This is a genomic window from Clostridium acidisoli DSM 12555, assembly GCF_900176305.1.
GTDB lineage: Bacteria > Bacillota > Clostridia > Clostridiales > Clostridiaceae > Clostridium_I > Clostridium_I acidisoli.
In genome coordinates this window covers 1-15056 of sequence record NZ_FWXH01000036.1, presented here as the reverse complement: position 1 = coordinate 15056, position 15056 = coordinate 1, and the positions used below count along the sequence as shown (strand labels likewise).

The following is a 15056-nucleotide window of genomic DNA, read 5'->3' as shown; positions in this document are numbered from 1 at the left end:
ATTACCATATTTAGATAATATGAATGCATATCATAAATATGAAGTTACTAGAGATTTTAGCCAATTAAGTGATGCAATTAAAAATTGTAAGGATAAAGATTTAATTGAATTAATTAATGCAGATGCTTTAAGATATGGAATTGATTTAAATAACCTAAAAACTTATGGTGGTGAAATTGTTAAAGCATTTAATGCAATTGGAGGAGGAACACAATGGCAATTACCATTATCGGTACAGTATCTAAAAAAATTAGGTTTCTTAAAGGAAATTAAATAAAAGGTTAGGAGAAGATTAAAATGAATATAAATGAATTAGAAAATAAAATACATAAGTTGGGATTGGATACATATAAATACAATCTTGGAAATATGCCTATGAGAGAATTAGAATTAGGTTTAATAAGAGAAAATAATAAGTGGATAGTCTATCAATCATATGAGAAAGGAGGATATAATATTATTAAAACATTTGATAACGAGGATGAAGCATGTGATTTAATACTATATTTTTTAAAGTTAGAAAAGAAAAAGGAAACATTATTAAATTCATAATATGAATGAGAATGCATAAAAATTGTAATTAGTATAATCAAAAGAAATGAATAGAAGATAAAAAATATTTAGATGCATAATAATAATTATGTATTGAAGTTGTCAACAACAAGGGCCAAAAGACACCCTAAAAACCACAAACATCTACCAAGGAGAATAAATGCTGTATTTTATGGGTAAAAATAGTAGATTGATCAAAAGCTTCCTTTGATGTATGATACGTGATAATGGCATAACTTTAATGGATGCTAAATAGTGTCTGTTGGAGTTTTTCTTTTTAAGGTCTAATTTGGATGCAACAAGACATAACTTGGTCGTATATGGCTAAGTTTTCAATGAAAATAAGCTATAGAGAAAAATACTGATAATAAAAAAGTTGCTTGAAACTATGATATTGTAACCAGGGCTAGACGTACCAATAGTTTTATATGATTTAAGGGAGACTTCAAATGCAACCAAGGTAGGAGAAATAGAGGATCTAAGGAAAACTTGCTGAGGTTAGTGAAACAGGAGAAAAATTAAATGGTGAAAGTGACTATGAGGGATTTAAACGGTAATTAAAGAAAAAAATAAATATTAGCAGATAATATATGTAAATTAAAATAATAGTATCATAGAATTAGTGGAGGTTAATGCTTTTGACATACAAAGAAACAGAAGATGTAAATAAAAAATTATATATAATTATATATAATTTAATAATGATTTTTAGCATATTATGTGCATTCACCTTTGGATTATGCTTTAAAACTACGAATGATGGATTATGGCATATAAAAGTAGGAGAATATATAATAAAAAATAGAAGCATTCCATATAATGACATATTTTCATGGTATGGTATAAGTTTAAAATTAAAGTGGATAAGTCATGAATGGTTATTTGGAATAATTGTATATTTAATATATTCTATAAAAAAATTTTCATCTATTGGCGTATTTCTTGGAATTATTAATGTTATTAACTCAATATTAGTATATTACTTTGCTAAAATTAGATGCAATAATAAATGGATATCTTTGTTTTGTATGAATTTTTATATAGCAATAATTTGTTTTGAAATAGGAGTATCATTAAGGCCATCTATTTTATCGGTTTCAGTTATACTAATTTTGTGTGTTTTACTTGAAAAGAAAAAATATTTACTGGCATTGATAATACTTGTTGTAGGAGTTAATTTGCATGGTGGTATATATCCCGTATATTTAGTTATATTTGCATATTACTCATTGAATAGATATAAGTATTTCATAATGGCTATATTAAGTGTACTTATTAATCCATATACATACAATTTGTATTTTTATACAATAAATTCAATGAAAGAATTAAGTTTAGAAAGAAAGTTTATACAAGAATGGTCTTTTACTCAAATTTATAGTTTGAAATTAGCATTATTAATATTATTAATTTCAACTTTTACTTACGCGTTTGGGAAAATAAAGTTAAAAGATATGATGTTTTCAGGAGCCTTTATCTTACTTTCTCTAGGATCTTATAGGCATATTATATTTCTACCTGTTATTGTTATGCCATTAATGAGCCCTTATTTTTCTACAGTAACAAAAAATTTATTTCAAGAGATTAAATACAACAAAATAAAAAGATATTTAACATACTGCATAACAATTGGACTGTTTCAAATTTTAATATTTGCTAATTTACTTTTTTTCATAGATTTGAGTTGTAAAAGATTTCCCATGATCTATTTAGATAATAGCAAATATCCTGTGTATGCGTGTGAATATATTAATAAGCATACATATATAAAATCTAGCCATTTATTGAGTAATTATAATGATAGTCCGTATTTAATCTTTAAGGGAGTTCCAACCTTTGTTGACAGTAGAGCAGATCTATTTATGCCAAGCTATAATAAAGGTATAAATGCATTTTCTGATTATGCTAATGCATATACAAATTTTGGACAAACACAGAAGTTTATAAAAAAATATAAAATTAACTATATACTAACTAATAAACTAGATCAAGTATACTATGTATTTAAAGATTATAAAAATTTATCGATTATTTATAAAGATAAAAATTATTGTATATTTAAAGTGAATTATTATATAAAAAAATAGATTTAAACAATAAACTATTATGAAGGTTGTGAGTAAATTATATGAATACAGAAGAGAAAAGGATACATTGGATTGATAACATTAAGTTTTTAGGAATGATTTTAGTTGTTATAGGTCATTGTATTCCATATAATAGTATTTTAAGTAAATATATATATTCATTTCATATGCCACTGTTCTTTTTTTTGTCTGGGATTGTTTATGATTCTAAGAAATATAAAAATCTGAAAGAAATAGGTAGGAAGAAAGCAAAGTCCATATTAATACCGTACTTTACATTTTCAATAATAACATATGTATTTTGGATTTTAATTAGCAGTAGATTTACAAAAAGCTCAGTAAACGTGAATCCATTGCAGCCACTTATAGGTATATTCTATTCTAATGCAATAGGAAATTGGATGATATATGACGGACCGTTATGGTTTCTGACGTGCTTATTTTTAACAGAGATAGAGTTTTATTTTATAAATAAACTTTCCAATGGAAATACGAAAAAAACAATATTTATATTGGGTTTAATTTGTATAATTGCAGTTATTGATGGCAGATATATGACATTTAGATTACCATGGAGTTTCGATATTTCATTAACAGCGGTAGTGTTTTATGGATGTGGTTTTATATTTAAAAATAAGATTAAAAAATTACAAAAATTTATTTGTAATAAGAAGATAAACATGTTTATTTGCGTACCCTTTCTTATGACTAATGTTATATTTTGCATTTTAAATAGACATATAGAAATGAATTATGGTCTTTATGGAAATACAATATATTTTTATATTTCTTCATTGAGTGGAATAATTTTTTATTCAATAACATTTATGGTATTTGTAAATTATAAAAATAAATTTTTTGGGTATATCGGAAGAAATACTATAATAATTCTTTCTCTGCATTTAGTTTTTATAAATTGTATAAGAGGATTAGTATATTTTATATTTAAAATTCCAATGCAATTATTAACAAACAATTTATATATTGGACTATTATTAGTAGTGATTTGCGGATTTTCATTTATCCCAATTTGCTATATTGTAAATAGATATGCTCCATTTATCATAGGTAAGAGTTCTAAAAACGTTGCATGAGCAAAAAAGTTCAGGTAATTATTAAAGTTATCTGAACTTTTAATTTTTTTATGTATTTAAAGGTTTTTTTGAGTGAATAACGAACTATAAATTATGTTGAAGGTTTTTGATTGGTATTATTATTTTCAACTTTGGGAACAATTATGGGTGCTATTTTAATGCCAACTTTTATTAAATTATTTAGTAAGGCAGTGCAATCTTTTAGCGTTCATAAGTCTGTACCAAGGCTTATAATACACAGTTTTTCTAAATCAGGTATAGAACAGTTTAAAAGCAGTATATCAAAGCCCAAAAAACAAAACATAGAACAGCTTAAAAATTTAAATAAAATGCCAAAGAAAATAATTATATTTAATATTGTTGCAAGGATAATCTAAGGAGGATGAATAAAAATGAAATTTGCCTTTATATCAGATTTTGATGGTACACTTACAGAAAAAGATTTTTATAAGATTATAACAGATGAATATTTAAAAGAAGAATGTGCACAGATGTATATAGATTGGAAGAAAAAGAAAATAAAAGACGTTGATTATTTAGGATATGTTTTTGGAAACATAAGAAGAAGTGAAGAACAAATCTATGAGGATATAATGAAAATCAAACTGGATCCTTTTGCCGTAGAGTTTATAAAAAATATTAATGATAATGGGGGAGATTTTATTGTAGTAAGTGCAGGAACCGGCTACTACATAGATAAGGTTTTTAAAAATAATCATATTGAAAACGTTAAGGTTTATACTAACAAAGGTGTATTTAAAGATAATGGTATACATTTTTTATTAGACGAAAACAGCGAATTTTATTCTGAAATATATGGAATTGATAAAATGAAGGTAGTAAATAAATTAAAGGGTGAATATGATAAGATTTTTTATGCAGGTGATAGTCAGCCAGATGTTAAAGCGGCACTTTTAGCAGATGTTGTATTTGCTAAAGGAGAACTGATAGAATTTTTAAAGGAAGAAGGCAAAGAATATATAGAGTTTAATAATTTTAAGGATATTTGGGAAAAAGTAAAAATTATGATTACAGGGGAGATGTAATGTTATGAAAGAGATTACACATAAAATATCCATTCCATCAATACTTGAGGTTGGAAAAGGCAACATAGGAAATTTAGGATTACTTATTAAAAAGGGAATGTTTAAAAAAATAGCAATTTATTTTGGTGAGGGAATATATGAATTGTTTGGAAAAGGAATAGAGGAATCCATAATAAATTCTGGTATAGAAATAAGCAATATTGGAGTTATAACTAGTATAGACTTTGATGATGTAGCAGCTAAGGCATTTGAAATTCCAAACGATGTAGAAGCATTAATTGGAGTAGGTGGAGGGAAGGCAATAGATGTAGTTAAATATATGAGTTTCCTAAGAAAACTTCCTTTTGTAAGTATACCAACTTCAACATCCAATGATGGATTTTCTAGTGCAGGAGCTTCATTAACTCTAAACGGAAGAAGAATGTCAATTCCAGCGAAAACTCCTTATGGTATAATAGTAGATATTGATGTTATAAAAGGGGCACCAGAAAAATTTATATATTCGGGTGTTGGAGATTTAGTATCCAATATAACAGCACTTTATGATTGGAAATTTGAAGAGGACAATGGCAAGGCAATTGTGGATGATTTTGCTGTTATGATTTCAAAAAAAGCAGTAAATAGTTTTGTTAGAACAGAGTTTTCAAGCATAAAAGATGATCTGTTTTTAAAAGAACTTGTGGATTCTCTAACTATGAATGGTATTTCTATGGAGATAGCAGGAAATAGTTCGCCAGCAAGTGGATCAGAACATCTTATTTCTCATGCTCTTGATAAATTTTTAGAAGTACCAGAATTACACGGAATTCAAGTTGGAATAGCAACATATATAATGGCAAAGGTTCAAAATCATAGAGTTAGTCGAATTACAAAAATATTGACTGGAACAGGTTTCTTTGATTATGTTTCCACACTTAAGATGAAAAAGGATGATTTTAAGAAAGCGGTAGAACTTGCAAGGGATATTAAGCCGAATAGATATACTTTTATTCATGTAGATAAAAATGTAGAGCTTGCAAAAGAGTTAATAGATAAGGATGAAATATTAGATAAAATACTAATATAAGGAGGAATTGTTCCTTGATTAGAAAACTGGTAATAACTAAAGACTTAGAGCTACACTATGATGTAGCTTTTAATGAAATAGATAATGAGGAAGTTTTATGGTATTGGATTGATTTTGATCATCCAACAGAAGTTGAAACAAACTTACTAGAGAGTCATTTTCATTTTCACGCTTTAGCAATAGAGGATTGTGTTAATAATATAAATACCCCAAAGTTTGATTACTATGAGGACTATAATTTCTTTATCTTAAATTCATTATATAATGGCAAAGCAATGCCAAAAGAAATAGCATTGTTTGTAAGTGATAAATATGTAGTATCATATCATAACAGTTCATTAGTTGAAATTGATGAGGCTTTTGATAGAGTTAAGGTAAATAAAAAACACTGGACAAGAGGCACTGCATATGTGGCACATCAGATAATGGACAAAGTTGTAGATCATTTTTTCCCAGCAGTTTATACAATCGAAGAAAAATTGGAGAAAATAGAGATAAATGAAGAGGAAGACACAGTTTATAATTTAATAGATAAATTGTTTAAGCTAAGAAAAGAATTATTGAAACTTAGAAAGACTATAAACTCTATGAGAGATTTATTATATAGAATAATTAATTCAGAAAAACTTGAAGATTTTAATGAACATAAGATGTATTTCTCAGATATACATGATCATCTTTTAAAACTTTCAAGTATGATAGAGTCCAATAGAGAGATGACGGCAGACATAAGGGATAACTACTTATCAATGAACTCTGCAAAACTTAACAGAAATACTATGGTTTTAACTGTTGTAACTACTATATTTAATCCTTTAACGTTTATTGTAGGAGTATATGGGATGAATTTTCAGTTTATGCCAGAACTCAATTTTAAATATGGATATTTTGTTGCACTTGCAATTATGGCTATTATAGCAGTATCAATGTATTTGTGGTTCAAAAGAAAGGGGTGGATGGATTTATAAAAAGGTATAACTTTAAAATAAATATTTAGAAATTAATTCGGTATGAGGTGTTTTATGGATTTTAATAATACTAAAGAGTATTCATATAGAGATAAGGTCATAGAACTTTTAAAAAAAGTAACTGAGATTTTACCTAAAAGCAAATTATTTTACTACACTATACTTATTTTGTTTGCAAAATCACTTATAGTTATTGGGGATGTTTATTATGAAAACCCAACCTTCAAGCAGGCAATAACAGCATATACTAAAATTTCACATGTTTATATATACATATATTTCATAATGCTTTTTGTTGCATTTTCCTATTTATTTAAAAATAGGGCACACATGTGGTTTTTGATCATTATAAATATAGTATTTTCAATTTTATTTATAGCAGATGTATGGTATTACAGAGGTTTTAGTGCCTTGCCAACATTATATTCATTAAAAGAAACAGGAAATTTGGACAATCTTTCGGATGCTGTTATTTCACTAATACATAAATCCGATATTTTATTTATAATAGACTTTTTTATACTGATACCATTTAGTATTATAAATAAAAAAATGTATAAAGATCATTCAAGAAATGTGATTTTGTTTGTTATTCTTTTTATTCTTTCAGCAACCTATACAATTTACGTTCCTTTTAAGGTAGATAACCTAAAGTTGTATGATAAGGAAGAATCGTTTTTTACAATAAGATGGAAGCCAAGTATAACAGTATGTAATGCATCACCTATTGGGTATCACTATTTGGACATATATAATTTCTTTAAAGATTCTAAACGTTTAATTTTAAGTAAAACAGATAAAAAAGAAATTAAAACTTGGTTTGACGCCAAAAACGAAAATAATTTACCGGATAATCAGTATAAAGGTATGTTTAAAGGTAAAAATTTACTTGTTATACAAGTGGAATCTTTAGAAAACTTCGTTGTAGGAAAGAGTGTAAATGGTCAGGAGATAACTCCAAATATAAATAAGCTTTTGAATAATAGCTTGTATTTTAATAACTATAATGAAGAAGTGAATGAGGGGACAACCTCTGATGCTGAACTTATGACAAATACATCAATTTATCCGGTAAGAACAGGAAGTACATTTTTCAGATACCCTGACAATAAATATTATAATTCCATGCCTAAGATTCTTCAAAGACAGGGATATTTCACTCAAGCAATACATCCTGATAAAGGTTCATATTGGAATTGGATGCCAGCACTTAGTTCTATAGGTTTTCAAAAATGTATTGATGCTTCAAAGTTTAATATAGACGAAACTATTGGACTTGGACTTAGTGATGCTAGCTTTTTAAGACAAGCAGCACCAATTATTGAAAAAAATAAACAACCATATTATAATTTTATGATAACATTAACGAGTCATTCACCTTTTGACTTGCCTAAGAAATATAGAGAACTTAAAATTGATAGTGGGTTAGATAAATCACATCTTGGAGGATATCTTCAAAGTGTCCATTATACAGACAAGCAGATAGGAATATTTCTTGATAAATTAAGAAGTAGTGGTGACTTAAAGAATACGGTTGTTGTATTATATGGAGATCATTGTGGAGTTCACAAATATTATCAAGATGAAGTTCCAGAAACAAAGGGCGTAGAGAGCTGGATGATTGACAACCATAAGCAAATACCTCTTATCATATATAATGCTGCACTTAAGAAACAGGAGATAACAACAACAGGAGGGGAAATAGATTTAATGCCAACACTGTTATATCTTATGGGTGTTGATAAAAAAGAATATCAAAACACAGCCATGGGACGTAATTTATTAAAAACAAAAGAAAGTTACGCAGTATGGTCTAATGGTCAGTATATAGGAAAGTCTGATAATAAAAAACAGGAACAACAGGCAGTAGATGGCTTAGATATAGGCGACAAGCTAATTAGAAGTGATTATTTTAAAACTTATCCAGAGTACAAATAAAAATATGTTCAAAGGGAAGGAGAGTTTTTTATGAGTTTAATAGATGAAAAAGTTAAAAAGACAATGGAAAATTTAGAAAAAAACAACATGGAAGCTTATTATGTTGAAGATGAAAAAGAATTAATAACTAAAATTTCACAGCTTGTGAAGGAGAATGAAACTGTAGCATTTGGAGGGTCCATGACACTATTTGAAACAGGAGTTATTGATTATTTAAGAAGCGGAAAATTCGAACTTTTGGATAGGTATAAGGATGGCCTAAATGCGGATGAAATCAAAGAAATATTTAGGAAAAGTTTCTTTGCAGATAGTTATCTTGTAAGCAGTAATGCTATTACAGAAAATGGAGAACTTTACAATGTAGATGGTAATGGAAACAGAGTGGCAGCTATGCTTTTTGGACCAGATAAGGTAATAGTTATTGCAAGTGTAAATAAGATTGTTAAAGACGTTGATGAAGCAATTAAAAGAAATAGAGAAATTTCAGCACCTTTAAATGCTAAAAGACTTAATAAAAAAACTCCTTGTGCAAAAGTTGGACACTGCATGGATTGTAGCAGCCAAGAGAGAATTTGCAATGAGTATACCCTAATTAAAAGACAAGGTAAAAAGGGAAGAATAAAAGTAATATTTGTTAATAAGGAAATAGGATACTAAATTTTGACCCTAATAGATAGTTTGTGCTATTTATTAGGGTTTTATATAATAGTGAGATATTGCGAAATAGGGGTGAAGGGTTTTCACCTATGCTTCGGGGTGAAAAGGCGAAGCATAGGTGATATTTTTTTCGTGGGAAAAAGCTATGGATGATTTTTCTACGCTATGCTGCGAAAAATATTTGAACTTAGATTTATAATCTAAAGTATTTTGTTCATCATTTTTTGACCCAAGGTCTCTGGGGTGATCAATGTATGACAATGTACATGGTTCTGTGTAAGTTAAAATAAAAGTGAAGAGATTTAACTGGAAATTACTATGTGGAAATATTTCTGTAGTCATTAAGATATCAATGATTTATGTAGTTTATTTAGAGCTGCCACCCTATTCTTATGAACAGCTTGTCTCGATACATGTAAAGAACTTGCAATTTCATAATCAGTTAAGCAGTACTTATATCGCATAATTATAATTTTCTTTTGCTTTTCTGATAAATTTACAATTAAATCATCAAAAATCAGAGAAGAATTGTCTATAGTGTTATAAGAAAAATTTTTATCAATTTCAATATCTGTAAGTAATGAATTATAAGTAATCCTATTATTCTTATGATATTTGTTATAAAGATTTATACAATAGTTTTTTAAAGAGATATTTATATATGAATGCAAAGCTTGTTCAGATTTAAAATCTGAACTATTGATTTTTTTAATAAGTTGCCAAAGAAATAATAAAAGATCATTTCTATATAATTCAATATTAAAGCTTTTAACTAAAAAATTTATTTTTTTACTATATTTAGAACAAATAATCTCAAAATATTTATGATTAGCTTTTGAATCGGCTATAAGTTCAGTTAAATTCATCCAAAGTTCCTCCCTTAAAGTGAAAATACATAAACAATAACCGAACACATGTTCTTATTGTAAACCTTAAAATTCCTTTTTACAATAATATTTTTTTAAACTTCAGTTTGTATTTTACATACCATAGGATCATCAGGAGTATTCTCAATAAAGCCTAATAATCCATCACCACCTTTGGATGTAGAAGTAACTCTTGGACAAACAGCTGAACATGGAGTAAATAAGCCTAATATTAATGCACCATATATTGGCTTTCAATATAGTCAAACAGGTAAGATTCCTGGAATAATTGTAACAGTTGATGGTAAGATTGGAATTAACACATTAAAGGCTATATTAAAACAATCTTAATTTTAGAAATTAAAAAATAATAAAGAATTTTAATATATAGGTTTACAAATATACTTAACTTTTCTTTTTTATATATGTAAATAAAATTAAGAAAAGAGGTTTTAAGTATGGATGAAATGGTATTAGAAGTTCAAGATTGGCTAAACACTACTTATGGAGGAAACTCAAGCTATACTAAAATAACAGAAGATGGTATAACAGGAGGAACAACAATAGCCGCATTAATAACAGCGCTACAAATTGAATTAGGCATTTCACCAGTTGATGGAAGCTTTGGACCAGCTACATTAGTTAAATGTCCTACATTATCAAGTACAAGTGGTACTAAAAATGAAATTATCATCCTTCAGGGAGCATTATACTGCAAAGGATACAACCCCAATGGTATAGATGGGGTCTATGGTAATGGAGTTATTGTTGCAATTAAACAGTTCCAAGCTGATGCTGGATTATCGACACAAGATGGAATAACAACACCAACTATTTTTCAAGCTATATTAAATACAGATGCATATACATTAATTTCTGGTGGAGATTCAAATATTAGAACTATTGAGCAAAAGCTTAATAATAGTTATAGTAGTATAATCGGATTAATTCCAACTAATGGACTATATAGTAAATCTACAAATATAGCCTTAATAAAAGCACTGCAGCATGAAGAGGGTCAAAGTGTAGATGGACTATGGGGACCAAGTACTATGAATGCATGCCCTACTATTCCTGGAAGTAAATCTACTAAGAATTTTGTCTTACTACTTCAATATTCATTATATTGCAATGGATATAATCCAAATGGATTTGATGGATTATATGGTAATGGAGTTAAGACAGCTGTAACTAATTTTCAAACATTTGTAGGGTTAACAGCAGATGGTTATGCAGGAACTCAAGTATGGTCTTCTCTTCTAGTTAGTTATGGCGATAAAAATAGAACATGTACCGCATGTGATTGCTCTACAACTATAACATCAGAAATTGCTCAAACATTAAGATCTAATGGATACAGTGTAGTAGGAAGATATCTTACTGGTAAATATGCAATGTCAGCAGATGAATTGTCTATTATATTTGCTAACGGATTAAAAGTTTTTCCTATATTTGAATACGGAAATACATTGTCTTACTTTAATTATAACCAAGGAGTAAATGATGCTATAAATGCATTACTTGCTTTATCCACTCTAGGCTTTGAAAATTGTATAGTTTATTTTGCCGTTGATTACGATGCATTAGATTCAGATGTTACAACTAATATACTCCCTTATTTCAAGGCTATTAATGGAGTTTTTGCTAGGAATAACAATTACAAAATTGGAGTATACGGACCAAGAAATATATGTAGTCGTGTCGCAGCTGCAGGATATTCAGTTCATAGCTTTGTTAGTGATATGTCTAGTGGATTTAGTGGTAATATTGGATATAAACTTCCAACCGATTGGTCATTTGATCAAATTAATACGGTTGCGATTGGAACTGGATCTGAACAAATATCAATTGATAAAGATATTTGTAAGGGCGTAGATTTTGGTGTTAGCTCTGTTCAACCTGATGCTACAGAAGCTTTAGTTAACTTAGCCAATAAAATTTCAAGTCTTTTTAAAATTACTGTTACAGATTTAAATGATGTACTTACTTTTACTTATCCAAACGGAATAGTAGTTACATGGGAAGTTGGCTTAAAATCAGATATAGGTTCTGGTGATTTAGTTGTATATGTTGATAAAGGTGGTTTTCAATCATTTGAATCAATAGTCGGTGCTATATCTGGATCAACTGGTCTTTCAGACGATTGGTTTAATCAGTTAGCTGAAAATATCTATATTGGTAATATTAGGTTTGTTCTAAAAGGAGATCTTAGTGTTGAAATAGAGATAGATCAACTGATACCAGATGAAATAAAATCTTTAATGTCAAATGAAGGAATGTCATCAACATATCTGTATACTATTGTTAACATTAAATTAGATAATTTTATTTCTGGCTTAGAAGCTGAAGTTGTAGAAGAAGTGGAAAAAGCAGCTTCTATTGTATTTGAATTAGCTGCTTTAGTTATTGCTGTATGTGCTATATTAGAAGTAGGTCCATTTGCTGCTGCTGGTGGTGCCGCAGATATTATAGGAACGTTTTTAACAGGATTATTTACAAAACTATCTAACTCAGGGCTTCAAGCAATTTATAGCAACTAATATTTATGTATAGCAAGTGTGTCTTTCAATAATTTTTACGTTATTTTAAGACACACTTGCTTTTATAAAAATTATACTTGGCAAATGAAAGTATATAAACTAAAATAGAAAACATAATATTCGCATTTGTGGCTATTATAATATAACTAAATAAGGAGTAGTCAAAGTGATATTTTTATTATGTATAGTTATAGCTATAATTATATTGTCTATAATTGGGAAGATGCTGTATTCAAATTTTCTTTTATTTAATGGAATAAATTTTTTGAATAAAGGTGATAATATCAAAGCCATAGACATTTTTTCAAAATTGAGTTATAGTCATGTTAAATATTATAAGTCTCTTGCATACTCGTCAAGAGCAACAGCACGTTTAAATATTGGTATGTACAAGGAGAGTTTTGATGATCTATTAAAATCCCTTAATTTAATGAAAGTTCCAGAAGGGAATTTGGTATCAGTTGCGAGACTTTTGGGCATGTTTAAAGAATATGATATAGCAATTAAATATATTTCAAAAGCAAATGAACTAAAACCTAAGTCTAGTACAATAAATTTTTATTTAGGAAGAATTTATTACCAAAAAGGAGAATATGAAAAAGCTATTGAAATTTTCAATACAACACTCCAATATGATAGTGTAAAAAATATTAAATCACAAATATACTCAAGTTTAGCAGAGTCTTATTTTAAATTAAAAGATTTTGACAAGGCCACTAGTTATATATTTAAATCTTTTGATTTTAATACACAAAATTCTAATGCACATAGAGCTTATGCTAATTTACTAAAATTACAGGGAAATTTGTTAAAGGCAAAAGACGAAGCAATAAAAGCCATAGAAATAAGCTCAAATCAGTATATTCCATATAGAATTTTAGCAGAAATAAATCTCATTGAAGAAAATTATACGGATTTTTATACTAATTTTAGAAAATATTTAAAAAGAAAACCTTTATCAGAAGAATTTGATTATGAAAGTATAAATGACTCTATTTATGATAAGGTTAGAAATCACGATCAATTTAAGATATTAATTGAAAACAACACGAAAGAAACAATTGCATTATTAAACAATTTAAAAATTGGAATATTTGATGATAATAAGCTTCTAGGAGATCATAACAACAAAAAGAATAACAACAAAATAATATTAATAGCAACATCCATACTAATAATATTAATAGCATTAATATTAAACTTATATAGCACAAAATCAAATGGTATAAAAACAGTTTCAGGAATGGACAGAGTTTATGCTGTTTATAATTTAGATAAGAATAAAGTGATAAAAAATAGTAATAAATACAATGTTATTTGGCAAACGACAAATGTTAAAGCTGGAGAAAAAATAAATTTTAAGATTGAAGGTCAAAAATTAAATATAAATAAAATATTAGCTGTTCAAAAATATGGTGATATTTTGGCTGGTAGTGATGTATCAGTAAATAATCACATAGGAATAGATTCTTTTAAAACCACAAATAATAAAATAAATGTATATGTATTTATAGAACCTAAAAATGAAACTAATATATATGAATATGACTATACATTAACTGAATATAATTAAGCAGTTAAATGAATTACACACAATGACAATTGTGTGCAATTCATTTAATAAGCGTGAAACCTTAATTTATAAGGCTTCACGCTTATTTTATTGTGCTTTTAAGCCAAATTTTCAAAAATGGAGAAAGTAGAACCAATAAGATCCGAGAAAAAAATAAAAGATTTGAAACAGTACCTTTTGGGATCAAAGAATATGAGGAATTATGTTTTGATAGTTTTGGGGCTTAATACGCCACTTAGAATATCAGATATGTGGGAGGATGTATATGACTTTTAAAGCATAAAAGACAGCTTGGACATATAAAGTCTTTTGTATTTTTGTTTCCCAAGGTGATCTTCCATTTTAGATTCCAAAAACTGCTTAATTATATTTCTACATTTTACAGCTATCTATACATAAAAAGAACGTCATAAATTTACACAAATCTATGTACGCTCCCCAATGTATAAGTATTTATTAAAACATTAACCATAATGTTAACACTACAGGCTACGCCTAAAAGTAAAACATATGGGTTAAAGCATATAAGTCCAATTATGTTAAACTATGGAATTTATCTTTTACCGGATGCGCAAGTAACTTCTCTCACCTTTGACGGCTTTAGCATCGTCAAAGCTTTCATCTAGCCGAAGGCTTTCTTTAATCTTTTTATCTAGCTTTAGCTATGAT

Annotated in this window: 15 protein-coding genes; 14 read left to right on the top strand and 1 reads right to left on the bottom strand. The window is 27.8% G+C overall.

The features are described 5' to 3' along the window. The 10 genes from B8978_RS18495 to B8978_RS18450 all read left to right on the top strand — a co-directional run. Positions 1–277: glycohydrolase toxin TNT-related protein (locus B8978_RS18495; protein ID WP_139796096.1), on the top strand; the 277-nt coding region annotated here is incomplete at its 5' end. Between the two features lie 20 nt (positions 278–297). After that, positions 298–552 (top strand): hypothetical protein, encoded by a 255-nt coding sequence (locus tag B8978_RS18490; protein WP_084117763.1) that lies wholly within the window; start codon positions 298–300, stop codon positions 550–552. A 638-nt stretch (positions 553–1190) separates the two neighbouring features. Continuing rightward, positions 1191–2639, top strand: coding sequence for a hypothetical protein (locus tag B8978_RS18485; protein ID WP_084117762.1), 1449 nt, complete (start codon positions 1191–1193; stop codon positions 2637–2639). A gap of 41 nt (positions 2640–2680) precedes the next feature. After that, on the top strand, positions 2681–3733 hold the full coding sequence (locus tag B8978_RS18480; RefSeq protein WP_084117761.1) for an acyltransferase family protein: 1053 nt from the start codon (positions 2681–2683) through the stop codon (positions 3731–3733). A 110-nt stretch (positions 3734–3843) separates the two neighbouring features. Continuing rightward, entirely contained in the window at positions 3844–4110 is a 267-nt protein-coding gene (locus tag B8978_RS18475) for a lipid II flippase family protein (protein WP_242950598.1), read from the top strand. A gap of 15 nt (positions 4111–4125) precedes the next feature. Then, on the top strand, positions 4126–4779 hold the full coding sequence (locus tag B8978_RS18470; RefSeq protein ID WP_084117760.1) for an MtnX-like HAD-IB family phosphatase: 654 nt from the start codon (positions 4126–4128) through the stop codon (positions 4777–4779). 4 nt (positions 4780–4783) lie between these two features. Next, the gene (locus B8978_RS18465) at positions 4784–5845 is read left to right on the top strand and encodes an iron-containing alcohol dehydrogenase family protein (protein ID WP_084117759.1); all 1062 of its coding nucleotides are present in this window, start codon (positions 4784–4786) and stop codon (positions 5843–5845) included. A 14-nt stretch (positions 5846–5859) separates the two neighbouring features. Further along, on the top strand, positions 5860–6813 hold the full coding sequence (gene corA, locus B8978_RS18460) for a magnesium/cobalt transporter CorA (RefSeq protein WP_084117758.1): 954 nt from the start codon (positions 5860–5862) through the stop codon (positions 6811–6813). 54 nt (positions 6814–6867) lie between these two features. Further along, on the top strand, positions 6868–8751 hold the full coding sequence (locus tag B8978_RS18455; protein WP_084117757.1) for an LTA synthase family protein: 1884 nt from the start codon (positions 6868–6870) through the stop codon (positions 8749–8751). A gap of 30 nt (positions 8752–8781) precedes the next feature. Further along, a complete protein-coding gene (locus B8978_RS18450; RefSeq protein ID WP_084117756.1) occupies positions 8782–9408 on the top strand; it encodes a lactate utilization protein in 627 nt (208 codons plus the stop codon). A gap of 341 nt (positions 9409–9749) precedes the next feature. On the opposite strand, the gene B8978_RS18445 is transcribed toward B8978_RS18450, so the two are convergent. Then, complete coding sequence (locus B8978_RS18445; protein ID WP_084117755.1) at positions 9750–10274, bottom strand: sigma-70 family RNA polymerase sigma factor; 525 nt, start codon at positions 10272–10274, stop codon at positions 9750–9752. Between the two features lie 174 nt (positions 10275–10448). Between B8978_RS18445 and B8978_RS19980 the strand changes: the two genes are divergently transcribed. The 4 genes from B8978_RS19980 (at position 10449) to B8978_RS18430 (ending at position 14663) form a co-directional block, all read left to right on the top strand. After that, positions 10449–10625 (top strand): hypothetical protein, encoded by a 177-nt coding sequence (locus B8978_RS19980; RefSeq protein ID WP_176212754.1) that lies wholly within the window; start codon positions 10449–10451, stop codon positions 10623–10625. Positions 10626–10732: 107 nt separating this feature from the next. Beyond that, a complete protein-coding gene (locus B8978_RS18440) occupies positions 10733–12814 on the top strand; it encodes a glycoside hydrolase domain-containing protein (RefSeq protein WP_084117754.1) in 2082 nt (693 codons plus the stop codon). Between the two features lie 166 nt (positions 12815–12980). After that, complete coding sequence (locus B8978_RS18435; protein WP_084117753.1) at positions 12981–14387, top strand: tetratricopeptide repeat protein; 1407 nt, start codon at positions 12981–12983, stop codon at positions 14385–14387. A 117-nt stretch (positions 14388–14504) separates the two neighbouring features. Then, positions 14505–14663, top strand: coding sequence for a site-specific integrase (locus B8978_RS18430; protein ID WP_242950597.1), 159 nt, complete (start codon positions 14505–14507; stop codon positions 14661–14663). Positions 14664–15056 lie beyond the last annotated feature (393 nt).

Coding starts and splice junctions, on each gene's coding strand:
- B8978_RS18470 (WP_084117760.1), top strand. CDS start 4,126: ATGAAATTTGCCTTTATATCAGATTTTGATGGTACACTTACAGAAAAA.
- B8978_RS18430 (WP_242950597.1), top strand. CDS start 14,505: ATGGAGAAAGTAGAACCAATAAGATCCGAGAAAAAAATAAAAGATTTG.
- B8978_RS18455 (WP_084117757.1), top strand. CDS start 6,868: ATGGATTTTAATAATACTAAAGAGTATTCATATAGAGATAAGGTCATA.
- B8978_RS18445 (WP_084117755.1), bottom strand. CDS start 10,274: ATGAATTTAACTGAACTTATAGCCGATTCAAAAGCTAATCATAAATAT.
- B8978_RS18480 (WP_084117761.1), top strand. CDS start 2,681: ATGAATACAGAAGAGAAAAGGATACATTGGATTGATAACATTAAGTTT.
- B8978_RS18465 (WP_084117759.1), top strand. CDS start 4,784: ATGAAAGAGATTACACATAAAATATCCATTCCATCAATACTTGAGGTT.
- B8978_RS18450 (WP_084117756.1), top strand. CDS start 8,782: ATGAGTTTAATAGATGAAAAAGTTAAAAAGACAATGGAAAATTTAGAA.
- B8978_RS18490 (WP_084117763.1), top strand. CDS start 298: ATGAATATAAATGAATTAGAAAATAAAATACATAAGTTGGGATTGGAT.
- B8978_RS18440 (WP_084117754.1), top strand. CDS start 10,733: ATGGATGAAATGGTATTAGAAGTTCAAGATTGGCTAAACACTACTTAT.